A 22461-nucleotide genomic window follows, 5' to 3' on the forward strand; every position below is an offset into this window, starting at 1 on the left:
TACTGCCGCGGGAACCATTGCTCCGGGCCGACGTTATCGCCGGTCACCGGAGGTTCGCTATGCAGACTTTTTTTGGAATGATCCTGGGCGCGCTGCTGCTCGCGGGCGGCGTTTACGTCTATGATTCCATGCAGACGTCGTCGGTCGCCAATGGCGAGGTCGCGATCACCAATCGCACCATCGTGAACTGGGATGTCGCTAAGGCCGATTGGGACGCACTGCGCGACCGTGCGCACAGGGACTGGGTCCGGATCTCGTCGAAGTAGCGACGCCGCATCATGAACAAGGCGCCGTCGCGAACTCCGCGGCGGCGCCTTTGTGTTGCGTGATGACTAAAGCGCGATGAGATTGGGATGAATTGTCATCGCGCTCTAGGTTATTGTTTGAGCATGATCTTTTCGGAAAACCGCTGCGCATTTTTCCGGATCATGCTTTAGCGCTCGGCTCAGTTCATCTTGGCCTTGCGTGCGTCGGCAATGACCTGCTCGAACTCGTTCATGCTCAGCACGCCCGGTACGCGGTACTTGCCGACGATGAAGGACGGCGTGCCGCGGAAGCCAAAGGCTTCGGCCTGCTCGTTGTTGCGCTTGAGGATGGCGTCGATGTCCTTGGCGTGGCCGGCAAGATCGCGCTTCAGGCGGTCCATGTCGACGCCTGCGCCAGCAAGAAGCTCGTTGATGCGCGGCTCGGTCAGGTGCGAGCTGACGCCCATCATGGCATCGTGGGCCTGATGGTACTTGCCCTGGAATTTCGCCGCGAGCGCGGTCCGCGCCGCCGTGACCGAGACCGGCCCGAGGATCGGCCAATCCTTCATCACCAGCCGCACCTTGCCGTCGTCCTGGACGACTTGGCGCAGCTCGGGCTCGAGCTTGCGGCAATAGGGACAATTGTAGTCGGACCATTCGACGATGGTGATGTTGCCGTCGGGATTGCCGGCAACCGGCGTGTCGGGATCGCGCAGCACCTTGGTTTCGGTCAGCACCTCGTCGTCATCGGCGGCGGCGCGCGCGAAAGTGATCCCGCCCGCCGCCAAGGCGCCCGCCCCGATCAACGTCAACGCCGCGCGCCGCGTCGTCACAAGGCGCTTATTCCCAGATCCAGCCATATCTCGTCCCGTTTCGGTCCCATCGCCGCAAATACGATTCGGGACCGGGAATTGTTACGGCTGATATAGAGCGTCACGGGCGCGATGTCATCGCCATGCTATGCGCGGATCGCGGCCGGCGCTTGCGAGGCCGCAGCGCGCGGCAGCATCGCCATCAGCGTGCCGGTCATGGCAGCGATCAGCGTCGTCTTGCCCCCATGCTCGGCAAAGGCCCTGGCCTCGCAGAAAGTCAGCGTGCGGCCGGCTTTGACCACCTCGGCCCTGAAGACGAAGCGCGAGCCCCTAGCAGGTGCGAGCAGCGTGGTCTTGAACTCGACGGTGAGGATGTCCGCTTCACGCGGCATCAGCGTGAAGGCGGCGACGCCGCAGGCATTGTCCAGGCCTGCGGTGATGATACCGGCATGGACAAACCCGTTCTGCTGCGTGAAGGCAGCCGAATGCGGCATCGCCAGCTCCACCTCGCCCGGGGCGAGTTGGACAATCGAGATGCCGAGCGTGTGCATTGCCGGCTGGGCCGCGAACATCGCCATGGCCGCCGCGCGGTAATCCGGGTTTTTCGGCTCGAATGCGACCATGATTCACGCCTCCGCCGGCACGGAAAGGTGCTCATGGCGATCTCTCGGATGGCTTCGGCGAACGGTATGGACTTGCGTTGCTGGCGATCCAAGTGCACGCCCATGATCTCACACGTCGCCGCGAGTTCGCCAGTCTCGGCATTCGCCATGTCGTGCCGGAAGCGGATCGTCTTGTCGCGAATTTCGAGCAGATGGCTGCGGATCTCGACGATGTCGCCGGCGAGCAGCTCGCGCTTGTAGGCGATGTTCTGCTGCACCGCGGCCATGCCGCGGCCCGAGCTGCGCAGATAGCTCGGCGTCAATCCGAGCCGGGCGAACAGATTCCAGTTGGCCTCGTCGAACTTGCCGACGTACCACATGATGTTCATGTGGCCGACATGATCGCATTGCCACGGATAGACCGTGCCGCGATAGGTCGCCTCCTCCATCGCAATTCGCTCCCTGGCATTTTCTTCCGCCTTTTGCGGATTGATACGGTAGCGTATCACAGCTCCGTCGCGCTAGCAATACGGCACCGTATCAAGAATCCGGCGAGGCTTCCTTCATGAGCGACGGCAAGGGCGATGTCTGGGTCGAGGCGGGGTTTACCGAGCTCGCCCGCTCGGGGGTCGAGGGCGTGCGGGTTGAGGTGCTCGCCAAGAATCTCGGCGTCACCAAGGGCGGCTTCTATCGCCGCTTCGCCGACCGGGCCGCACTGCTCGAAGCCATTCTGGAACGCTGGCGCGAGGGACGTACCGCGGCGATCGCGCAACAGACGAGTCTCGACGGACAACAGCCCCGCGAGCGACTGAAGGCGGTGATCCAGCTCTATTCCGAGCGGCTCAATCCGGCAGCCATGGCGATCGAGCTCGCGATCCGGCAATGGGCCCGCTCGGATGAGGGCGCGGCGGCGGCGGTGGCGAGCGTGGACGCCGCGCGGCTCAAGCACGTCGCCGAGCTCTATCGCGCGACCGGCCTTGGGGCCGAGGACGCCGAGGCGCAGGCCTTCCTGTTCTACTGCTTCATCTTCGGCCAGAGCCTGTTGTTCGTCGAGCGCGGCCCGCGCAAGCGGTCGCAGCTCGTGGCGAAATCGGCCGAGAAGCTGTTGGACTAGACAAAACGGCCGGAGCGTTGCTCCGGCCGTTGCATCAATTCGAAGTTCAGGCGGCGCCCTTCAGCTTCTTGGTGCATTCGCTGTAATAGCCGCCGCCCTTCTGGATCCACTTCAAGCCGCCATTGCCATTGGTCGTCTTGTTGGCATTGTACTGGTCGACGCAGGTGTGGAGTTCGCGCCTTGCCAGGGGTCTCCTTGGCGTATTTCGGATCGACCGCGTTCGGATAGATCGCGGGTCCAGCCGGCAGCGTCGGCGCGGCGGCGGGCGCGGCCTCCTTCTTCGCCTGCTTCGGCTCGGCAGGAGCGGCGGGCGCAGCCGGAGCAGCCGCCGTGGGCGCAGCGGCAGGCGTTGCGTCTGCACCGCACTGGGCCTTGCGGAAGTCATTCCACTTCATGGTGCCGAGCGAGCCGCCCTTCTTGGCCGCCTGATATTTTGCGCTGCACTCCTGCGCGGTCAGTGCCTGCGCCGGCGCGCTCGCTACCAATGCCGCGACACCTGACGCTGCAATCGCACACAACAATTTTGTCTGAATGGTCATCCCTGGGTCTCCTCCTGATCTTCCTCGAGGGAAGTGAAACGAGGATTGCTATCCTAGCGTGTCGGCCGCTTGCGACAAGGATGCGATGGGTTGCGCCGGCAAAATATAGTGATCCCGTCGCTCAACTCATTCATGTCGCGTTCAGCAAAGCGAGCCGACGTTCCCAAACCTTCGCAATTTTCCCAAGAAGAGTGCAACACATGACCTTCACCTCCCGCCTCGCCGCCCTCGCTCTCGTCTCCCTGCTCGCCACCGGCACGGCCTTCGCACAGACCGCCGCGCCGGCCGCCAAAACCGACGCTGCTGCCACCGCCGACAAGAAGGCGCCGAAGGAGCGCTCGGCCGAATCGCTCGAATGCTCCAAGCAGGCGGACGCCAAGGGATTGAAGGGCAAGGAGCGCAAGAAATTTCGCCGCGAGTGCATGAAGGAAGCGAAGGCCGGCACCGCCACGCCCGCTGCCCCTGCCGCCGACAAGAAGTAAGTCCGTCCCGACCTCCGCGAACATCAGTGAGAGGCATGCGCATTGCGGCATGACGAGCCTGCAATTGTGCGCCTCTCGCTGATTTGCGATAAGGTGGCGTGAAACAAATCGTCGCCTCCCTGCCGTTCGAATGGCCGAGCCGTGCCAACGTCTTGAGCACGATGGAGACGCTTGTCATCGGCACCGCCGGTGGCCTCGTGTTTCTCGTCGCGGGCCTTCCCGGCGGGCTGATCTCGGGCGCGATGATCGCGGTCGGGATCGCCGCAATCGCCGGCCGCCAGCTGGCGCTGCCGCCGATCCTGACCCAGACCGTGCTGGTGCTGCTCGGCATTTCGCTGGGCTCGGTGGTCTCGCGCCATCTGATCCAGCAGGTCAGCGCCTATCCCGTCACCATCGGCCTGCTTGCGCTCGCGACCTTCTGCTCGACCTTCGGATCGAGCTATTACCTGCAGCGCGTCCATGGCTGGGACCGCACCTCGGCCTTCCTTGCCGGCAGTCCCGGCGCGCTGTCGCAGATCACGATCCTGGCGGTCGAGCGCGGCGCCGACCTGCCGGGCATCGCGGTGGTGCAGACCATGCGCGTCATCATCCTCACCGCGGCGCTGCCGATGGTGCTGGCGATCGCGGGCGTGGCGCCCTCCGCAGCACCGTCGCTGACGACGACGATCGCCTCGCCGCTCGGCCTCGTGGTGCTGGCCGCAGCCTCGCTGGCTGCGGCGCTGGTCCTGCGGCTGATCAAGTTTCCGGCGAGCTGGATGTTCGGTGCAATGATCGCCTCCAGCGTGTTGCATGGCGCGGGCTGGGTCGAGGGCGGCCTGCCAAACTGGGTACGCGGCGTGGCGCTGGTCGGCATCGGCGCCCTGATCGGCAGCCGCTTCGCGCGGATGCGGATCAAGACGCTCGCCGGCCATATCAACGCAGCGCTGGGCTCGTTTACAGTGGCCATCGCCGTCTCCGCCATCTTCGTCGGCATCGTCGCGCTCACCACGCCGGTGAAATTCTCCGATGTCGTCGTCGCCTTCGCACCAGGCGCGATGGACGCGATGCTGGCGCTGGCCCTGACACTGCACATCGACCCGATCTTTGTCGGCGCCCATCACCTGTCGCGCTTCGTCTTCGTGACGATCGCGACACCCGGCATCGTGCACTTGTTCGGACGCACGCAAGACGATGTGGATGATTGACGGGGTGCAGCTCTCGTAGGGTGGGCAAAGGCGCATTAGCGCCGTGCCCACCATTCTTACGGCAGTGTTGCTAGAGATGGTGGGCACGCTTCCGCCTTCGCTCTTCGAGCTACGGCGGACAAGTGGCTTTGCCACCCTACGGCAGCTACCTAGCGCTTCGCCGTCCGCACAAATCCCCATGCGGCGATCGCGGCCATCAGCAGCGAGATCAGCACGTTGTACCCGGCAAGCGAGAGGCCGAGGAAGCGCCACTGCACCTCGTCGCAGCGGACCACCTTCACGGTGTCGAGCCGCGAGAAAAGGTCGCCGGCGTTGCCGAGATTGACCACGGGACCGGAGCAGTCAGTCGGCCCCTGCCAAAATCCCCATTCGACACCGGAGTGATAGGTGCCGAGACCGGCATTGGCGAGCGTCGCCAGCGCGAGGATCGCCAACGCAGCGAGCAGCAGCGCTCGCGGCGCGCCGCTTCTGGCCCCAAGCGCCGTGAGGGCACCGAGCGGGATCGCGAGATGATAGGCGTAGCGCTGCTCCAGGCAGAGCGGACAGGGCAGGATCTCAAGCACGAGCTGGAAGAACCAGGCGCCCGCGATCGTGGCGGCGGCGATCAGCGTGACGAGCAGTGAGGCGGTCAGCGCGGGACCGGCGCTGGCCGGCTTGAACGCTGGTATGGCAGCACTCCGGGTCGTCACGGCAGCCTCTCTCCGATGGGTCGCGCGTCTAGCCTCTAACGCCGGCCCATGCGGCTGTCGAGAACGGCGGGGATCACTTTGGCGCGGGTTGACCCCGTCCTGTCCATGGCTATAGTCCGCCGGCTTCGCGACGTCCCTTGGGCCGACCGAAGGCCCCTGTGGCGGAACTGGTAGACGCGCTCGACTCAAAATCGAGTTCCGCAAGGAGTGCTGGTTCGATTCCGGCCAGGGGCACCAACTAGGTTGTTCGGGCCCATTCGTCAGCGTCCGCAGCCGTCCGCGCAGCACTCCAAGCCCTTGAAAAATAGGCACTTCTGCATAAGTCGGTGTTCGTCACCGTTTGTTCTCATCCGACCCCAGCCGCTCGATTTGTTGGTATTTTTGTTGGTATCGGGAGAACAGACGTTCACGGTGACTTCCGCTATTCCGAACGAAGGAATTGAGCAGATGGCCCGCAAGAACGACGGCGCGCACGTAAACCCCAAACAAATCAGGACCGACGTCGACTGCCGCGCCGTCCGACCGAAATTCGGTGGGGGCGCGTGGAGCCCGGCCAAGATTTCCGACGTGACCGGCGGCGGCCTCTATCTATTCGTCACGCCCGACGTGAGCAGGCCCGGCCACGCTGCTTCCAAACTCTGGCGGATGAGCTACCGCTTCCACGGCCGTCAGAAAACCTACTCCATGGCCCTTACGGCAATGGCAGCGATGGCTCGTTCTCTCTTGCTGACGCGCGGCGCGAGCGCGACAAGGCCAAAGACCAGCTTAAGGAAGGAAAAGATCCGAGCACCGAGAAGCAGCTGGACAAGCACAGGCAGGCGGCCGCCCGGTCTTTCGGGCAATGGGCGGACGAGTGGCTTGCGAAGAAAAAAGTGGAGAAAGTCAAACGCGGCAGGATCGTAGCGGTGCGCGATCCCAAGACCATCGAGGTGCTTGAGCTTCGCGTCGGCTAAGTCAAGGGTCGCTTCGGCAAGCTATGCAGGCAGGACATTAAGTGTCCGGACGTGCTCGCTTTCATGCGTGCATATGAAGCCGACGGGAAGCTGGAAACCCGCGACCGCGTGCGCAGCATCGGTGAGCAAATCTGCGACTATGCCGACGTCGAAAGAGACGGCTACAATCCATTCCGTAACCTGAATGGGCAGATGATTACGAACATTTCGACGCCACGTCCCGGCGTCACCGAACCACGCGACGTGACGCGCGTTTTTAAGCTCATCAGCGCACCGTGGACGAGAGCGAGGTTTAGTGACGTTGTTGGCCTTGCCTTGCGCTTCGAACGCGCTGACCGTTCCTCGCCCCGGGATGGTCAATGAAATGGAGTGGACCGAGGTCGATTGGAACACCGAACGCTGGACTGTTCCAGCCGCCAAGATGAAGACCGGCTGGGACCACGTCGTGCCTCTGTCACGCCAGGCACTTTCAATTCTTAGGAGCGTTCAGAAGCTAACCGGCCATCGCCGGTACGCGTTCTCCTGTTCGAGGGACACGCCGCTGTCGAACAACACGCTCAACAAGCGCTTGCGACTGCTTGGCATTGACACCAAGACTGAACATTGTGCCCACGGATTCCGGACCACCTTCTCGACCCTGTCTCACCACGAAGAGATCAAGGACGCCAAGGCATGGGATGGTGATGTCGTCGAGCTGCAGCTCGCGCATCTCGATAACTCTACCGTCGAAGGTCTCTACAAGAAGCACGGCCCACTCGCGCTGATCGGCTCGCGCACAAAGCTGATGCAGCATTGGGCTGATCGGATCGACCACTGGCTCGATGCCAAGAGGGTCATTTCGATCAAGGGAGGCGCGCAGCGCTGAGCGCGCCTATCAGGCTGATTAAGGCTTGGTCACGCCGAAATAGTTGTGCCCACAAGTTCAAGAAGCGATCGCACTATCACCAAGCGCCGACGCCCGATCGTTGTCGTGACAAGTTGGCCTGATCCAATCAACTCATAAAGCTTCGTGCGTCCCAAGCCCGTTACTGTGCAAGCTTCGTCCACCGTGCAGCTGAGTCGCTCCCGAAACGGGACCACTTTCCCGTCGCGATCGTTCGTAGACGAAAGCGAGCTTCTGGGCGGGCTCCGCCCATCCTCTTCCAACAGATCATCCGTCATAGCCTCTCCTTGTCACGAAAGCAGTCGCTTGGTTACAGCGCGCGGGAGACAGATCGGATTAGAAAAACCCAATAGTGAAGGCAGTTCAACGGCTCCGAAAGTTCGCGAACTGAGCTGTGGCAATTTCAATCGAGTTACGTCATGTGCAAATCAAGCTCTAGCAAGCTTCGGCGCACATGGTGAAACTGTTCAACAAGGCGTGAGCGGTCCAAGCGTCATAAACTGCCTGCAGCGGAAGAACGAAACAAGATTGATGCGCGAGGATATTGCCAGCACATCAATCTGCAACAGGATTGTTGCCCGACTTACATCCGGCACTGTATCCCTCAGCCCATCGGCTCGTTACCAAGGTGCCTAGTCACAAGAATCGAGGAACTCACTGGCCAGCGGCGAGATGTTTAGGGACCGATGGCGAATGACGACTCCCTAGTTTCGTTGGCACCACCGGATCAATGAATTGGCAATAGAGCACCTCACAAATCAATAGATTTCTACAACGAATGTGAGGCGTTTGCGATAGCGCGATCCGTGTCCCCGGCGGCTTGCGCGAGCCAGTTTACCAGAACTTTGATGTGTGGATCTCCAATGCGATCCTGGCTCCAACGCACAATGTGAACCTTGTTTGACAGCACATGGGGAGCGTTTGTAAGTGCCGGGACGAGGCGCCCGTCGCTGATTGCATCGGCGACAAGGAGAGAGCGGCCGATGGCAACGCCAGCCCCCTCCACGGCGGCGGTCAGGCAAAGGCCCATGTCCCCCAATAAAAGACCGCGCGGCTCGGTTCGCTTAAGCCCGAGCTTTTCAAGCCAGTAACCCCAACTCCATTCACCCTCAGGGGGATGGCCTTTCTGTATCAACGGAAGATCGAGCAGCGCCGTCGGATCCGACAAAGGCATGCCCTGAGGAAGCAGAGACGGCGCGCAGACTGGAAAGATACGTTCGCGTACAAGCGGTTCTTGCGATGGCGTCGCACGCGACTCTGCGAGAGTAGTCCACAATATCCGCACGTCTAGCGGTGGTTCACCGACAGCCTCGGACTCGACGAGCCGGAAATCGATCTCTATCTTCGAGTTGAAATGGCGAAAGCTTCTCAATCGACGCCCCAACCACCATCCGGCTAACGATGAGCCGGCTCCCAAGCGCAGCGTCTGTCGGGCCGGTCGATTTCTTAAACTGGGCCCAAGACCCGCCATCTCGTTGAGGAGCGGCCCGAGCTCGCTTTCTAACTTTGCCCCGTCATCGCTTAATTCGACCCCCGGATTGCGGCGTATCAGAAGTTGCGTACCGAAGAATTCTTCAAGGCGACGCACCTGATGACTGATTGCACTCTGGGTAACCCCCAGTTCGTCGGCCGCGCGCGTAAACGAGCGATGGCGGGCGACTGCGTCGAACGCGACAAGCGGTCCGAAAGGTGGCATGCGACGGATCATTGGAAACCTCCGGTGGCATGATACAGATTCATGCCGTTTTGAGAAACGATCATTCGCCTCGCCCCGGAGGTGTGCGGCATTAAGGTCGCATGACTATTGCTCCTTCAACGAACGAACATCGGTCACCAAACTTCCATTGTATGCAACTGCAGAAGGCGATGCGGGCTAAGCGGCCTCCAACTGGGACCTCACCCGCCTTTTTCGCGCGTGAGCGTCTTTTGTTCGCCCAATTGAAGCTCACCGCGCCATCGGCTGAGCTGACGGAAATTGCAGTCAGCCTTTCCACGCGAGTTACCGACCAAACCCAGGTGATCAACGTATCCAGTCCGGCGTTGAATATTAGCGCTTCTGCTAGAGCGTCCATTCGCCGACAGATATTGACAACGGCGCTCGTTCGCGACCGGCGCTATTCTGTATGCATCGGCGAAAGTCATGTGCGCAACCGTCCACATGAACATCGCGCCTCCGCTACGCTCACGGCCCCACCAAAAGCCTCTACAAATCGCGTTGACCTGACTGGTAACAATCGCGTGGGGCTTCTCGCAAGGTTGTTCGCTACTGGGGAGAAGGGCCGGCTTGCAAGACAGCAGATGGCGAATGAGCGCTCAATTGGCGACGTACTATCTGGCGTATTCAAAACAGATGACGTTCGAGCTGACCATCTGCGAGTAGAAAATGATTCCTCACCGGGTATCTGGACACGTCACAGTGTACAACCATAAGGTGCGTCATTAAGTTGGAAGGTTTGGACGTCGTCAATGAACATCAGTCTTTCTGCGCGAGAAAAAGAATGCCTCAACTGGGCTGCTCAAGGGAAATCATCGTCAGAGATCGCGGACATTGTGTCGATAAGTGTCCACACCGTTAATTTTCATCTTAAGAACTCGATGAAAAAGCTCGGCGTCAATTCTCGAACGACTGCTTGTCTTCATGCAGTCCGCCTGGGGCTCATTGTTGCGCCGGCGGCCGTGCACGACATGCAGTAGCTAACGTGTCTGCAAGCTAAAATGGGGCGCTTCTCTGACCGGCATCCTACGGAAATCTGCAAAGAATGGCCTGCGAGGGAATGTGGATGGAATTACACATCGCCGCGACACCGCCATGACTTACCACCAGGCATGGCCAGGCAATTCGTCATCTGAAACTCTGATGAGGTGCATATCCTTAGTTGCTTCGGACGCTAAGGGAACAACTTGGCGTCCGAGTACCGGGGGCCGCGGGCCAAACAGCGACGAAATACTCGTCGCTGAAGCAGTACTGCCAACACTCGCATGGCGTTGGGGATTCTTCCGAGTCTGGGTCTGGAAGATTGCACTAACGCGTCCCGATAAATCTTACCCTGACCGAGCCTTACCCTGACTATCGTCATCCATGCAGCTGACTGCCGCTGGGGACGGCAATTCTCGATCCGAAGAATGCCGTCCAATTAGGACAAACACCGCCGCTGAGCCGACCAGGGCAGCGATCGCGGCAATTGCAAAGATCGTGGTAAATACATTGGACCCAGTCAAAATTGAATTGGGCTGTTCCAGCGATGTTCGCAGCACAGCACCGAAGATCGCAATCCCGATAGCGAATCCTCCCTGACGGAGAATTACGCTTATCGCAGAAGCCGCTCCCGCCTGCTCGCGACGTACCGATCCGACAATCCTCGCCGTTAGTTGCGGATTGAGTACACCGTTTGCACACCCCGCGATGGCCATGCCAATAAGGCCTATGACGAGATGCTGCATCTGTGCCGCCGCAGCCAAGACAAAGGCCCCGATCGCGACGATCAGAAGCCCGACACCAAAGAACTCTCGCTTCCACTGCCAGTGCAATTCGAGCGGAAAACATTGGCAATGCAACCATCGGCATCGTTGCAGCGAGCATCAAAACCCACGCTTCGCTAAACGAACGACCCAACCGCTCCTGCAGGAAGGGGGGTAGATAAATCAGCACCGCCCAGTAAGCGACCGACAACGCAACTGGCACGAGACAAAATCCAACAAACGTACGGCTGGAAAACAAATCGAGTTCTATAAGCGGTTGAGTTCCGAAGCGCTGAGTTAACCAGAAGGCAACAAAGAGCGCGACCACCAAGAGAACTGCAAGCCAATTGGGAACTTCGAACGTCGAGATGCGTGGGCCATGGAGTAGGAGCCAGACGACCGAGACAAGTAGTGCACTCAACGTCGCGATGCCGCGCAGATCAATCTTCCGCTTAGTTGGATCGCGAGATTCGTCGATTGCTGCGATCGCGGCGATTGCAATAAATAGGCATATGGGGATGTTGATCAAAAACACCCAATGCCACCCCAATAGGTCGGCGATCAGGCCTCCGCCGGCCGGGCCCAGCGCAGTTGCGGCTCCTGACATTGTTCCTGTCCAGGCGAACGCGCGCGCGCGACTAGTTGCATCCGTATAGCGGTTGCCAATTATTGCGAGCCCAGAGGACATCATAAAGGCCGCACCAACAGCCTGGCCCACGCGGCCAATGATGAGAAGCGGTTGATCTCCTGCAAAGGCACATAGAAGGGACGCGAGAAGGAAGGCGGCATTGCCACAAAGCAACATCATGCGTCTGCCAAAACGGTCAGCGAGAATGCCGGCGGTTAGCAAAAAGGCCGTGAGTGCAATGCTGTAGGAATCCATGACCCAAGCGAAGCCGCCGACATCGAGTGCCAGATCCCGTTTTACGAGGGGCATCACCATAACGATCGCTGTGATATCGAAATTCACGACGAATAAGACCATTCCGACAATCGTAAGAACCAACATGTTCACCAGCGATGTCGCTTCGTCTGCGCGGGCCGAACTTTCCACGGTCACTGTCGTCCCCTATCTGAAGGTGTTACTACATTCGTGTGGGTTACGGAGCACTGGCGGATGAGCGGATCCATCACAGAGCATGTACGTTGTTAGAACTTCCGGAAGGCGGAAGGCGACGCATTCGAAGCGATGGAAGCCTGTTCGGGACGCGAGACAAGTGCACAACAGAATCTGGACTCGAACCGGCTTCAATCGCTGAAACAGCTCAGATCTAGGACGCCTATCTCACAGGAGCGAGGACGGGTGGACGTCTCGCTGCTTTCAGCTTTGGAGTAGGCAACAGGCCTCGTTCGGCAAGATGTCCGAACATTCTTGCAAAGTAGCTGCGGTCGAGTACCGGATATGGCTGCCCGAGTCGTTCTCGGAAGCGTCTAGAATTGTCTACACCGAACCGAGGCCAATCGTGATTATCGACTTTCACGTTGTCAATCATATCGGTCAGAGGCAGGAGAGCATTGTCACTCCCCGAGTCAACCTTTCGGGCGAAGGCCGCGTGCCACTCTTCCCACGACACGAGTGGCGCTTCATATCCAAACTCATCCAAATGACCGAACATGTCTTCCCATTCCAGCGTTTCGGGATGGACAAGATGAAACGTGCGGCCGATCGCATCTTCTTGCAGCGAGAACAACACCACCATCCGTGCGACGTCGTCTACCGCGCCGACCGGATAAGCTGCGCGCCGGCGCGGGGCTAAGCCGAGGTCGACGCACCCCTGAGCAAACTTGGTGAAGAAATCCTCCGGATTGCAAGCCCCGGTGTGCTGATGACAAAGGATGTTACCTGGCCGATAGACCACGACGGGTACGCCCCGTGCAGCGGCTAGACGACAGAGGCCTTCGGCAACCCATTTGCTCTCTGTGTAAGACGATGAATGTCCAACCGGAGGAAAAAGCGGATCTTCTTCGCCAACGAACTTCGCGCCGGCTGCAATTGCTCCCGTGTTGACGAAAAGCGTCGAAACGTAGTGGACGGTCTTGAGACGACGACGAGTCGCCAAGCGCAAAATCTCCTCGGTTCCCAAGACGTTTGCGGTCTTTAGAACCGAATATGGCCGGACGAAATTTACACGTGCTCCGCAGTGATATATTGCGTCGAGACGACCAGCCAGGACCTCGTAGTCTGCGGCGGGCACGCCCAACCTGGGCTTCTCGAGGTCTCCTGGAATGGCGACAAGCCGACCGGGCTTCGGGGCTTGCAACTGGTTGCTTCGTAATGTCTCCAGCAACCGCTGTTCCCCTTCTACCGGATCGGCCGCCCTGACCAGGCAATAGACGGTTGCTTCCGTCTGCTGAAGAAGTTCAGACAACAGGAACGCACCTAGGAATCCCGTAGCGCCGGTGAGCAGAACTGCTGATGCTGGTCCCGGACCGGTGACGGGAAGGCCGGATGCTCGAATTGCCGGATCTAGAACCACTTCCGCGGACAAATCCACGGTGGATCGGGTCCCTGCGGCATCAATCAGTGCAGCTAATTTGCGGATGGTTGGTGAGCCGAAGAAATCCGTCACCTTGATAGGCGCGTCGCTTAGTGCGCGAAGATGTGGCAGCATCTGGGCCGCAAGCAGCGAATGGCCGCCGACGGACTCGAAATGGTCATCAAGACCGATCTCGTTGTAACCTAAATGGCTCCGCCAAATCTCCGCGACAGCTCGCTCGCGTTCGGACATATGTACGTTCGCGATATTATCCACTACATCGATCGGATTGGCTTCGGAAGAGAATGTTCCTTCTGTATGACCTAACTCGTCGGCGCTTGATCCAGGGCCGATAGCTCTGCCACGGTTGATCCAATACCGCTTGCGCTGGAAAGGATAGGTCGGCAGCAATTCGCGGTGCGGCGTGTCAGCCGCGGTCGCGGATTTCCAGTCAACGGCTACGCCAGACTGCCACAACCGGCCGGCTGCACCTAACAGGCTTTCGAAGTCGGTACGCGGATCATTGGGGTGACGCAACGATGGTACTGGCATTCGGGCGCGATTCCAGACGTTGTGCGCTGGCAAGCGTGCAGAGCGTATTGCCGGGTCCAACCTCGAGCAACACCGTGTTCGGTTGAGAGAGCGGTGCGGACCATGGACTCGAATTGAACGGGTGATCGAAGTTGTCGAGCCCAATAGCCAGGATTTGTTGCTTCTTCCGGTCCGATCCAATTCCCGGTGAGGCAGGAGATATAGGGAATTGTCGGCGGCGAAAGGTGATATTCAGCCACAGTCTTCGTGAAATCCTCGAGATAAGGATCAACCAAATAGGAGTGGCTTGCCATTCGCACGGGCAAGACGCGACACGTGATCCCGCGCTGCGCCAGCTTCTCGCTGAGGGCTTCGAGATCGGCGTTGAGTCCAGAGACCAGGACAGAAGTCCAGGGCCATTTACCGCCCCAAAGGATAGCTTATCGCCAAGGAACGGCTTGATCTCAGATGCCGAAAGAGGAACGCCCATCATGCGGCCTTCCGGAATGAGGTCAAAAAGGCGCCCTCTCCTCACGCTTAGGCCTAGCGCATCGGGTAGCGACAAAACTCCGGCCATGCATGCGGCAACATACTCGCCCAGGCTATGACCGAGCATGGCGTCGGGCTTGACTCCCCAAGACTGCCAAAGCCTAGCAAGGGCGTATTCGACGGTGAAGATAGCCGACAGCACGTGCGGCACCGACTCCCGATCCACCTCGACGCCCGGATAACGAGAGGGAAACAGGTAGTGGCGGACGTCCATACCAAGACGCTGCAACACAAGAGAGGCGCATAGATCAACCTGTTTCCGAAATTCAGGTTCAGTTTCATAGATGTCGAGTGTCATGTCAGGGTACTGGGTGCCTACCCCGGGAAACATGAATACGATTCGGGGCTCTGCCCCTTCGGGGGTGACCGCCTGTGCGGGCTCACGCAAGGCGCGCACTGCGCTGGCCGCGTCTGCTGCTACGACGAAGCGTCGCGATTGCAGTTTCGATCGCCCCTCCGAGAGGGTGAAGGCCACGCTCGCAAGGTTCTGATCGGGATGTTCATCGATGTGGTTGGCGAGACGCGCTGCCACCGCATCGACTGCCTTCTTATCGCGCCCGGATAATACGAGTAATTCGTGCGTTCGGCGGCGCTCGGCGACATCGGCTCTTGGGGGCGCTTCTTCGAGAATAATATGGGCATTCGTGCCGCCTACAGCAAACGCGCTGACAGCAGCTCGGCGCGGCACATCAACAGAATTCCATTCCTGGGGTTCTGTTGGCACATAGAAGGGAGAGGTATCGAGCTTGAGTTCGCGGTTCGGCTCTACAAAATTCGCCTGTGGCGGGATACATTTTCGCTCGAGTGCCAACACCGCCCGGATTAGTCCAGCCGCCCCGGCTGCGGCATCGAGGTGCCCGATATTGGCCTTTACCGAACCCAGAGCGCAGAAATTCCGGCGTTTCGTGTGGAGGCGAAAGGCATCCGTCAATGCCGACACCTCGATGGGATCTCCGAGACGCGTGCCAGTCCCGTGCGCCTCCACATATCCGATTGTGTCTGGGTCTACCGCGGCCATGGTGTGCGCCGCGATGATCGCCCGCATCTGCCCCTCCGGGTTAGGTGCTGCGAAGCTGACCTTGTTACGTCCGTCATTGTTGATTGCCGTTGCTCGGATTACCGCCCGGATGTTGTCGCCATCGGCGATCGCGTCGCTCAGCCGCTTCAATGCGACAATTGCGCAGCCCTCACCCGGAACCACTCCGTTGGCAGCAGCATCGAACGGTCGACAACGGCCATCCGGCGAAAACATCGCCCCTTCCGGCGCCAAGTAGCCGGCGCTTAACGGCACTCGTATGGTAACGCCCCCTGCCAGCGCGATATCGCAATCGTGAGAAAGCAGCGCCTGACATGCCAAATGCGTTGCGACCAGCGAGGTCGAGCAGGCAGTCTGGACGGTGATGGCCGGACCTCGAAGATTGAACTGATAGGCCACCTGCCCCGTGATGAAGTCCTTGTCGTTGTAACGCCACGCGTAATGGACCAGAGGCGACCGTGCGAATTCCTCGTTGGTATAAAGGTTGAAGATGTAGCGGTTCACGTAGCAGCCGCCATAGACGCCGATCATTCCTTCGAATCGGTGAGGGTCATAACCAGAGTCCTCAAGCGCCTCCCAAGCGCATTCCAGGAACATCCGATGCTGCGGATCAAGCATCGTCGCCTCGCTCCGGCTGATGCCAAAGAATTCCGCGTCGAATTGGTCGGCATCGGTGAGGACTGCCGCGGCTGGAACATAGGCGGGATCACTATAAAGCTGGCGCGGAACTCCGGCACCCTCCAATTGGGCGGGGTTGAACCATGCCACCGATTCAACCTTTCCGTAAATGTTGCGCCAAAGTTCGTCGGTGGTCCGCGCTCCGGGGACGCGCACTGTCATGCCGACGATTGCAATCGCCTCTATATCCTCGTAGCTCACGCTGATTCTCCTGTAGTACCGATCCGTGTTCGTCGGCCGCGTGAAGCGGCGAGGCGGCGCGCCGCCGCTTCCGCAGCGCGAGACGCCGCGCTGTCATTGGCCTCTTGTGGTTGAGCGCGCGCCGCGAATAGGCCCGCGAGTTTCGCGACCGTCGGGTAGCGGAATAAATCAACGAGAGAGATGTCCCCGACGCGGTCGAGTAGCAGACTCCGAGCGCCAACAATCAGTACGGAATTTCCACCAAGGCTAAAGAAGTTGTCGTTCCGACCGACTCTATCGATGTCTAGAACCTCTCGCCAAATCGCTGCGATCTTCTCCTCGAGATCGCCAAGCGGTGCTATATCCCCCTCGTTAACATCGTGACGCACGACCGGATTTGGGAGCGCCTGCCGGTTGATCTTTCCGTTGGGCGTCTGCGGCAGGGCGTCAATCCAGACAAAGTCCGACGGGACCATGTAGTCCGGTAAGGTGCGTGAACAGAGAATGCGCAACTCAGCAACAGTTGGGGGCGCACGCCCGGTAACAATCTCGCCGTAGGCAACAATTCGCCGTCCATCGCCGTCTCCACGCACGTCACAGACGACACGCTTAACCGCTTCGTGAGCACCGATCGCAGCTTCGATTTCTCCCAACTCGATGCGCCGGCCTCGCAGCTTGACTTGTTGGTCAACTCTTCCGAGGAACTCCAGGTCCCCGGATGGGCGCCATCGGACCAAATCACCCGTGTGATAGAGGCGCCCATCGCCGTCGGCTGAGAGATGGCCTGGTGTGAACCGTTCGCTCGTTAGTTCGGGCCGGGCATGATAACCGTCAGCAACGGCTCCGCCTCCGATCATCAATTGACCCGCTACGCCGATAGGAACTGGCCGCATCGCGGCATCGACGACATAGGCGCGATAGCCTGGCAGCGGTCGGCCAATCTTTGGCGCTTGACCGGGTGACACAGCGCAAGAGGTTGCCCACACGGTCGCCTCAGTCGGCCCATACATGTTGTGAACTGTGCCACCAACGGCATTAGCAAGGGCAGAAGCCAAATCCGGCGGTAGTGCTTCGCCGCCGACTAGGAGTCGGTGCAGATGTTGCATCTGAGCGCCCGAGTCGCGCTCCGCTAAGAGCATGCTTGCAAGGGTGGGGGTGCACTGGATGTGACTGACGCCATGACGTCGCATATCGTCGACAACACTGCTGTCACCTTGGTACGCCGCCTTGTCTGCCGCTCGTTTGTTCAGGTACAATTCTCTAACTGAGGCCAAATCTGACAGGGCCTCTAGGACGATCTTATCGTCGATTCCGAAATCGATCAGGCACCCGACTTCGTCGACACCGATCTCGGACAGCCTTGCCACGGTCGTCGCGGCGTCGCCGATCGAGCCGAGGAGTCCATATTCCTTAAAGAAGCGCTCGAACCCAAGGTCGAGCAGACCCTCCAATTCCTGCTCTGGGAGGTCTCGTATATTGACCCCACGTGCAACGCCCAAACCCGCCATCAGATCATATGAAGACCGGATGTAGTCTTTGAGTGGTTGGCGCACCAAGTCCTTAACTCGGTGCACGTCATTACCCACGAAGGTATGTACCATCAGGGTGACATGTCCACGCCCCGGCCGGCCGCTCCGGCTCCATGCATCTCGATAGAGCGCAATTTTCCCGGCAAGTTCATCCAGACTCTGACCGATTAAATGGGTGAGAACTCCGGCGCCGGCTTCACCTGCAGCGATAAACGTTTCGGGGTGACGCGAGCTCGTCAACCAGATTGGCAGTTCGGCCTGAATCGGCCGCGGGTATACGGAAACGTCAATCTCCTTACCAACACCGTTCCGCCGACGTACCGTCCCGCCCTTCCACAACTTTCGAACCTCTCCAATACTGTGGAGCATCTTCTGCTTTCGGCCTTCGTATTGATCGCTGGCGAGCACGAAGTCATCGGGCTGCCAACCCGACGCAAAGGCTACGCCAATACGGCCGCCGGATAGATTGTCCACGAGCGACCATTCTTCGGCGACACGTAAGGGGTCGTGGAGTGGCAGCACGACGCTTCCCGCGCGAATGCTGATCCGCTGAGTTGTGGCGGCCAACGCCGCCGACAGGACGGACGGATTCGGATAGAGTCCACCGAAGGCGTGGAAGTGGCGCTCCGGAGTCCATATGGCGGTGAAGCCGTTTTGGTCTGCGAATTTGGCAGCATCGAACAACAGACGATAACGATCGGCTTTGATATCCTGGTCAGACGTGGCATTGCCGAAAAAGAAGAGACTGAATTCCATCGACCGCTCCGAAGCGGAAGCCGGACGTGCAGGCAACGGTGGCGAGGACGTAGACCTTTGGAGCTTTTGATCGGCTCGGATCACCACCCGAAAGCCTTTTGTCAATGTCCAGAAAATCTCCAGTACTGAGATGTCAAAAGAGATACTTGTAACCGCGAGCCACGTGCCTGGCGCGTCGCCGCCGAATTGGGAATCCATCGCCGTGAGGAATGTCGCGAGGTTTCCATGTGTGACGCGAACGCCCTTTGGTCGTCCTGTCGAACCGGAGGTGTAAATCAGATAGGCGAGGTGTGCCGAAGCGGTCTTGACGGGCTTTAGTTCGACGCTCGAATTCATGACCGCATCGACCGGGACCACGCTGGCTCCTAGGGAACGAGCCGCAGAAAGCATTGATACCGTCGAAACGACGATCGCGGCTCCTGAATCGGAAATCATAAAGGACAAGCGGTCGCTCGGGTATTCAGGATCGAGGGGCAGGTACGCGGCGCCAGCCTTTAGAATTCCGAGCAACGCGACGACCGTTTGAACGGAGCGTCCCATGTAAACGCCGACCACGGAGTCCGGACCAACGCCGAGAGATTGCAGGTGTACTGCCAAGGCGTTCGCAGCCTCGTCGAGTTCTCGATATGACATCGTACGCACAGCATCGACGACGGCCGGAGCACTTGGAGTACGCTCGACCTGAGCCAAAATGCGTTCGTGAACGAGATGGCGATTTTCCACCTCAACTGTGCCGTAGGCCCACTCTGTGAGGAGAAGATCACGCTCGGTCGCCGGTAAAATCTCCAGAAGTGCAAGATCGACTTCCGGGCGGCTAACGCCTTCGCTGAGCATAGTTACGAAGTGCCCGACGATACGGCTTGCCGTCGCTTCGTCGAATAGAACCGTCGAATAGGCGAGTCGAACAATGAGTGACGAGCCTTTACGGATAACGTTCAGTGCGAGATCTCCATGGGCCGCACCGCCCAGACCCATGGGTCGAAGTCCATCGCCCGTCGCTTCGTCCTCTATCAGATCAGGTTGGTCTTGCAAAAATGCGAAGAATGCCTGGCAAACCGCGCCGTGTGCGGCATCGGAATCAGGCCGCAAAACCTCGACGAGGTCCGCAAACGGCATTCGGTGTTCTTCATCGCGGATCACCTCTGCCGTCAGGCGGTTGGTGAACTCCGAAAAGCAGCGCGACATTGAGACCGCAGGCCGCACCACGACGACATCCGTGAAGACGCCACCGTTCGATTGAATTAAAGCGCCCTGCTTCCGCGGGAACAACGTGCCAATTGCGATATCCGTATCGCGATTGTATCGCTGTAGAACCAAGGCGAAAGCCGCGAGACAAGTCGTCTGCACGGACGTGTTCTGTCTCCTGCCAAACGCGGTGACGCGAGCTTCCAGTTCAGAGGGAAGGGTTTTCGTGATGCTTGCGTATCCAGTGTTTACTTTTGGCGCACGAGGCCTGTCTTCTGGCAGGTCGATGCACGGGGCGAGGCCTGCTAGGCGCTCGCGCCAGTAGGTAATCAAGTTGGCTCCGCTGTGGTTCAAATACGTGCGAGATGTGCCACTCGGCAGAAACGAAGATCTCTTCACGGCCGGCTGGCGTCTTCCAGCCTTGCGCGTCTATCTGTACGAGCGCTCCGGAAGGTGAGCGCAGCCAAACATGGCCAATCGCTCCGGGCGCGACTGGTTCGCCGACTCTGTCGGCAATAACCAACAATGCATCGCCGTTAGCTTCGTGAATCGCGACCAACGGGTCGGCATCCGCTGCGCTGATCGGCAGAAACACGGGTGTTCTGTCCCACTGCCGTGAGTGCGACAAGGGTGCTGTGGCTTGCCGCGTGTGCAGCGACCGCAGCAGAATGTGCGGGATTAAGCCCGGTGCCGTGGACTATAATCCCGTCCGTGGCCCTCAGTAGATCTGGGATCGCAGCCAGTAGGGTATCCGCCGTAGCCGGCGTCAAAAAGATGGACATGCTTCCATGCGCATCCGTCCCAGAAGAGAACGTCTTAACGAGTGCCGCCAAAGAACTCGTTCGCGGCTGGCATCAAATGGGTGACGGAGCCAAAAAGTAATCCGGCCCAGAGCTCCGCCAGGAACTCTTTTGATTGACTATCCGAGAACAGTGCAATTCGCGTCGGATGGAAGCGGTGTTGCTCCAAGCCGTGAACAAAGGTCACAATTGGATCCGCGACGATCGCCTTGCTTGATCCGACCGCCAAAACCTTGTCGGATTGTGGTAGCCCTGCTTCGATGTGGGGGGCGCCATCCAACAGCTCGATGTTGTCCCAATCGTCTACGCCGATGACCGACGAGGATGGAAAGCTCGCCAGTAAGGTTCGTTCGGTGAGAACGATCTTTCCGGAGGTCGCCGCAACAAGATCGCGTCGCCACATCGAGGGCGACAGCACTGAGCTACTCCGCCCCGACAAGGCTGCGGCGATGATCGCAACCACGAGATGATGACTTCGACCAGCGACAATGGCAATTTCCTGCCCGTTCTGGGCAACTGCCAAAACACGATCAGCGATTGCGCTGGCTCTCTCCTTAAGCGTGCGATTCGTAAGGGCAATATCTTCGCATCGGAGCGCGATCGTTTCAGGGCTCTTCTCGATGCGTCTCAACCACAAGGATGACAATGTCCGCCTAGGCGCCTCATCCCACGAAGCCGAGAGCAGCGCCGGCGACTCTGGTCCTCTATCATGCGAGCGCGCTTGTCCGGCAATAGCGCAATCAACTCCAGCCGGTTGCAAGTGGTCTGTCATGACAGCCTCACGACGTCTTGCGGTGAGGAAGAAACGTCCACACGGCCGAGCAATCGTAAGGACCTGCGGGCGACAGCACGAGGGACGACTCGGGTCCGAAGTCAAAGCGGCGGCCAGGTGCCGGTCTGGCCATCTTTATCGTCAGCTCCACGGCTCCTTCTCGTGGGGACTCATCCGCGAGGAAGACAAATTCGGCATCTATTCCACGCACACGGATGCCGGATTCCATGATCGACACTTCATATCCCAAGGTCGAGAGGATGGCCGACGCCCGTTCGATTCGAGCGGGACGCAGTCGGACAGTCACAACGGCAATGTCTTCCATAATATGGTCAGGCGTATGCGACCGGCCGAGGGCTGCGTTGAAACGTTCCGACCGATCCTGCCGACCACCAGGCCCGGCCTTCGCACCGATTTCTGCCAAGAAGCCGGGTTGCATTTCATGCAGGAATAGAGCGACCGGGCTGATCCCGCCCAGTTCGGGTCTGGTGAATTCGTACCAAGGGCTTTGGTTCCGGCCGCCATCAGCCGTTGGCGTAACCCGTTGCACAATCTCGCTGCTAAACGGAATTCCCGCCGAATGAAGTTCTCGATGGGCTCCTGTCATTTCGCCCGGGTGATCAAAGCTGAGCACAATGCCAGCACAGTGCTCAATAAACGTATCGTTGCCTCCGAATCGGTCGAGAAATATCTCGACAACTGTATTTTTGCCGTAGACTCGCGTTGCGGTGTAAGACGACAGCAGTGAGCTCTCTGAAGAGCGCGTTGCAAATCGACTGAACTGTTCACCGCGAAGGAATTCGCATTCGTTGATCAGTTTCAACGCTTCGGCGCCCACCGTCAGAAAGACGTGATCTAAATGCGGAGGAGTGGCAAATGCCACGTCACGGTTGTCGATCTTATTGTTGCGATGTTGAGTCATTGCGTGGGCACCATTCCTTCAAGAGATCGTTGCGTTGCTTCGGATTCACTGCAGCGATCCGATCTCTGTCGATCGGAGCACGCG

The 22461-nt window shown here is 59.3% G+C and carries 19 protein-coding genes, 1 tRNA gene and 4 pseudogenes; 9 read left to right on the plus strand and 15 right to left on the minus strand.

Annotated elements, in window-relative coordinates:
* Positions 1-59: 59 nt before the first annotated feature.
* Positions 60-266, plus strand: a complete 207-nt coding sequence (locus ACSKB8_RS05950; RefSeq protein ID WP_091891332.1) for a hypothetical protein — start codon at positions 60-62, stop codon at positions 264-266.
* A 179-nt stretch (positions 267-445) separates the two neighbouring features.
* Here ACSKB8_RS05950 and ACSKB8_RS05955 read toward each other — a convergent pair whose 3' ends face one another.
* The 3 genes and pseudogenes from ACSKB8_RS05955 to ACSKB8_RS05965 all read right to left on the minus strand — a co-directional run bounded on the left by ACSKB8_RS05955 (position 446) and on the right by ACSKB8_RS05965 (position 2108).
* A complete protein-coding gene (locus tag ACSKB8_RS05955; RefSeq protein WP_438103178.1) occupies positions 446-1105 on the minus strand; it encodes a DsbA family protein in 660 nt (219 codons plus the stop codon).
* 98 nt (positions 1106-1203) lie between these two features.
* Complete coding sequence (locus ACSKB8_RS05960; RefSeq protein WP_438103180.1) at positions 1204-1680, minus strand: PaaI family thioesterase; 477 nt, start codon at positions 1678-1680, stop codon at positions 1204-1206.
* A gap of 3 nt (positions 1681-1683) precedes the next feature.
* Positions 1684-2108, minus strand: a pseudogene (locus ACSKB8_RS05965) (acyl-CoA thioesterase).
* A 116-nt stretch (positions 2109-2224) separates the two neighbouring features.
* Between ACSKB8_RS05965 and ACSKB8_RS05970 the strand changes: the two are divergent.
* Positions 2225-2773 (plus strand): TetR/AcrR family transcriptional regulator, encoded by a 549-nt coding sequence (locus ACSKB8_RS05970; RefSeq protein ID WP_438103182.1) that lies wholly within the window; start codon positions 2225-2227, stop codon positions 2771-2773.
* A 46-nt stretch (positions 2774-2819) separates the two neighbouring features.
* On the opposite strand, the pseudogene ACSKB8_RS05975 reads toward ACSKB8_RS05970, so the two are convergent.
* Positions 2820-3312, minus strand: a pseudogene (locus ACSKB8_RS05975) (hypothetical protein).
* Positions 3313-3512: 200 nt separating this feature from the next.
* Between ACSKB8_RS05975 and ACSKB8_RS05980 the strand changes: the two are divergent.
* Positions 3513-3794, plus strand: a complete 282-nt coding sequence (locus tag ACSKB8_RS05980; protein WP_370990196.1) for a PsiF family protein — start codon at positions 3513-3515, stop codon at positions 3792-3794.
* 98 nt (positions 3795-3892) lie between these two features.
* Positions 3893-4978, plus strand: coding sequence for an AbrB family transcriptional regulator (locus ACSKB8_RS05985; RefSeq protein WP_438103184.1), 1086 nt, complete (start codon positions 3893-3895; stop codon positions 4976-4978).
* Between the two features lie 149 nt (positions 4979-5127).
* Here ACSKB8_RS05985 and ACSKB8_RS05990 read toward each other — a convergent pair whose 3' ends face one another.
* A complete protein-coding gene (locus ACSKB8_RS05990; RefSeq protein ID WP_438103186.1) occupies positions 5128-5667 on the minus strand; it encodes a disulfide bond formation protein B in 540 nt (179 codons plus the stop codon).
* Between the two features lie 152 nt (positions 5668-5819).
* Between ACSKB8_RS05990 and ACSKB8_RS05995 the strand changes: the two genes are divergently transcribed.
* The 4 genes from ACSKB8_RS05995 to ACSKB8_RS06010 all read left to right on the plus strand — a co-directional run bounded on the left by ACSKB8_RS05995 (position 5820) and on the right by ACSKB8_RS06010 (position 7485).
* Positions 5820-5904, plus strand: a tRNA-Leu gene (locus ACSKB8_RS05995).
* Between the two features lie 305 nt (positions 5905-6209).
* A complete protein-coding gene (locus ACSKB8_RS06000) occupies positions 6210-6620 on the plus strand; it encodes an integrase arm-type DNA-binding domain-containing protein (RefSeq protein WP_438103188.1) in 411 nt (136 codons plus the stop codon).
* A 51-nt stretch (positions 6621-6671) separates the two neighbouring features.
* The gene (locus tag ACSKB8_RS06005; protein WP_438103190.1) at positions 6672-6983 is read left to right on the plus strand and encodes a hypothetical protein; all 312 of its coding nucleotides are present in this window, start codon (positions 6672-6674) and stop codon (positions 6981-6983) included.
* On the plus strand, positions 6916-7485 hold the full coding sequence (locus tag ACSKB8_RS06010; RefSeq protein WP_438103192.1) for a tyrosine-type recombinase/integrase: 570 nt from the start codon (positions 6916-6918) through the stop codon (positions 7483-7485). Before ACSKB8_RS06005 ends, ACSKB8_RS06010 begins: the two co-directional genes overlap by 68 nt.
* 29 nt (positions 7486-7514) lie before the next feature.
* On the opposite strand, the gene ACSKB8_RS06015 is transcribed toward ACSKB8_RS06010, so the two are convergent.
* Positions 7515-7781, minus strand: a complete 267-nt coding sequence (locus ACSKB8_RS06015; protein ID WP_438103194.1) for a helix-turn-helix domain-containing protein — start codon at positions 7779-7781, stop codon at positions 7515-7517.
* A 491-nt stretch (positions 7782-8272) separates the two neighbouring features.
* On the minus strand, positions 8273-9211 hold the full coding sequence (locus ACSKB8_RS06020) for a LysR substrate-binding domain-containing protein (protein ID WP_438103196.1): 939 nt from the start codon (positions 9209-9211) through the stop codon (positions 8273-8275).
* 758 nt (positions 9212-9969) lie between these two features.
* Between ACSKB8_RS06020 and ACSKB8_RS06025 the strand changes: the two genes are divergently transcribed.
* Positions 9970-10197 (plus strand): response regulator transcription factor, encoded by a 228-nt coding sequence (locus ACSKB8_RS06025; protein ID WP_438103198.1) that lies wholly within the window; start codon positions 9970-9972, stop codon positions 10195-10197.
* A gap of 348 nt (positions 10198-10545) precedes the next feature.
* Here the strand turns inward: ACSKB8_RS06025 and ACSKB8_RS06030 are convergent, their stop codons facing one another.
* From ACSKB8_RS06030 to ACSKB8_RS06065, 8 genes and pseudogenes are all read right to left on the minus strand, one after another.
* A complete protein-coding gene (locus ACSKB8_RS06030; protein ID WP_438110425.1) occupies positions 10546-11058 on the minus strand; it encodes an MFS transporter in 513 nt (170 codons plus the stop codon).
* Positions 11039-11971: pseudogene (locus ACSKB8_RS06035) on the minus strand (MFS transporter); the annotation flags it as partial. The pseudogene ACSKB8_RS06035 and the gene ACSKB8_RS06030, both read right to left, overlap by 20 nt.
* 271 nt (positions 11972-12242) lie before the next feature.
* Positions 12243-13991, minus strand: a complete 1749-nt coding sequence (locus ACSKB8_RS06040) for a thioester reductase domain-containing protein (RefSeq protein WP_438103200.1) — start codon at positions 13989-13991, stop codon at positions 12243-12245.
* The gene (locus ACSKB8_RS06045) at positions 13931-14284 is read right to left on the minus strand and encodes a hypothetical protein (RefSeq protein WP_438110427.1); all 354 of its coding nucleotides are present in this window, start codon (positions 14282-14284) and stop codon (positions 13931-13933) included. The genes ACSKB8_RS06040 and ACSKB8_RS06045 overlap by 61 nt, the downstream gene beginning before the upstream one ends.
* Before the next feature lie 71 nt (positions 14285-14355).
* Positions 14356-16434, minus strand: a pseudogene (locus ACSKB8_RS06050) (type I polyketide synthase); the annotation flags it as partial.
* Entirely contained in the window at positions 16431-20216 is a 3786-nt protein-coding gene (locus ACSKB8_RS06055) for a MupA/Atu3671 family FMN-dependent luciferase-like monooxygenase (RefSeq protein WP_438103202.1), read from the minus strand. The pseudogene ACSKB8_RS06050 and the gene ACSKB8_RS06055, both read right to left, overlap by 4 nt.
* Positions 20217-20699: 483 nt before the next feature.
* Entirely contained in the window at positions 20700-21314 is a 615-nt protein-coding gene (locus tag ACSKB8_RS06060) for a hypothetical protein (protein ID WP_438103204.1), read from the minus strand.
* 148 nt (positions 21315-21462) lie between these two features.
* A complete protein-coding gene (locus ACSKB8_RS06065; RefSeq protein WP_438103206.1) occupies positions 21463-22377 on the minus strand; it encodes a DUF5829 family protein in 915 nt (304 codons plus the stop codon).
* Positions 22378-22461 lie beyond the last annotated feature (84 nt).

Origin of the sequence: Bradyrhizobium sp. BR 1432, from assembly GCF_051547705.1 — a bacterium.
In the GTDB taxonomy this organism is placed as follows: Bacteria; Pseudomonadota; Alphaproteobacteria; order Rhizobiales; family Xanthobacteraceae; genus Bradyrhizobium; species Bradyrhizobium zhanjiangense.

What these genes read in the sequence shown, in the direction of transcription:
- ACSKB8_RS06020 (WP_438103196.1), bottom strand. Translation starts at nt 9,211, where the DNA reads ATGATCCGTCGCATGCCACCTTTCGGACCGCTTGTCGCGTTCGACGCA.
- ACSKB8_RS05980 (WP_370990196.1), top strand. Translation starts at nt 3,513, where the DNA reads ATGACCTTCACCTCCCGCCTCGCCGCCCTCGCTCTCGTCTCCCTGCTC.
- ACSKB8_RS05960 (WP_438103180.1), bottom strand. Translation starts at nt 1,680, where the DNA reads ATGGTCGCATTCGAGCCGAAAAACCCGGATTACCGCGCGGCGGCCATG.
- ACSKB8_RS06025 (WP_438103198.1), top strand. Translation starts at nt 9,970, where the DNA reads ATGAACATCAGTCTTTCTGCGCGAGAAAAAGAATGCCTCAACTGGGCT.
- ACSKB8_RS05955 (WP_438103178.1), bottom strand. Translation starts at nt 1,105, where the DNA reads ATGGCTGGATCTGGGAATAAGCGCCTTGTGACGACGCGGCGCGCGGCG.
- ACSKB8_RS06045 (WP_438110427.1), bottom strand. Translation starts at nt 14,284, where the DNA reads ATGGCAAGCCACTCCTATTTGGTTGATCCTTATCTCGAGGATTTCACG.
- ACSKB8_RS05970 (WP_438103182.1), top strand. Translation starts at nt 2,225, where the DNA reads ATGAGCGACGGCAAGGGCGATGTCTGGGTCGAGGCGGGGTTTACCGAG.
- ACSKB8_RS06015 (WP_438103194.1), bottom strand. Translation starts at nt 7,781, where the DNA reads ATGACGGATGATCTGTTGGAAGAGGATGGGCGGAGCCCGCCCAGAAGC.
- ACSKB8_RS05950 (WP_091891332.1), top strand. Translation starts at nt 60, where the DNA reads ATGCAGACTTTTTTTGGAATGATCCTGGGCGCGCTGCTGCTCGCGGGC.
- ACSKB8_RS06065 (WP_438103206.1), bottom strand. Translation starts at nt 22,377, where the DNA reads ATGACTCAACATCGCAACAATAAGATCGACAACCGTGACGTGGCATTT.
- ACSKB8_RS06040 (WP_438103200.1), bottom strand. Translation starts at nt 13,991, where the DNA reads ATGCCAGTACCATCGTTGCGTCACCCCAATGATCCGCGTACCGACTTC.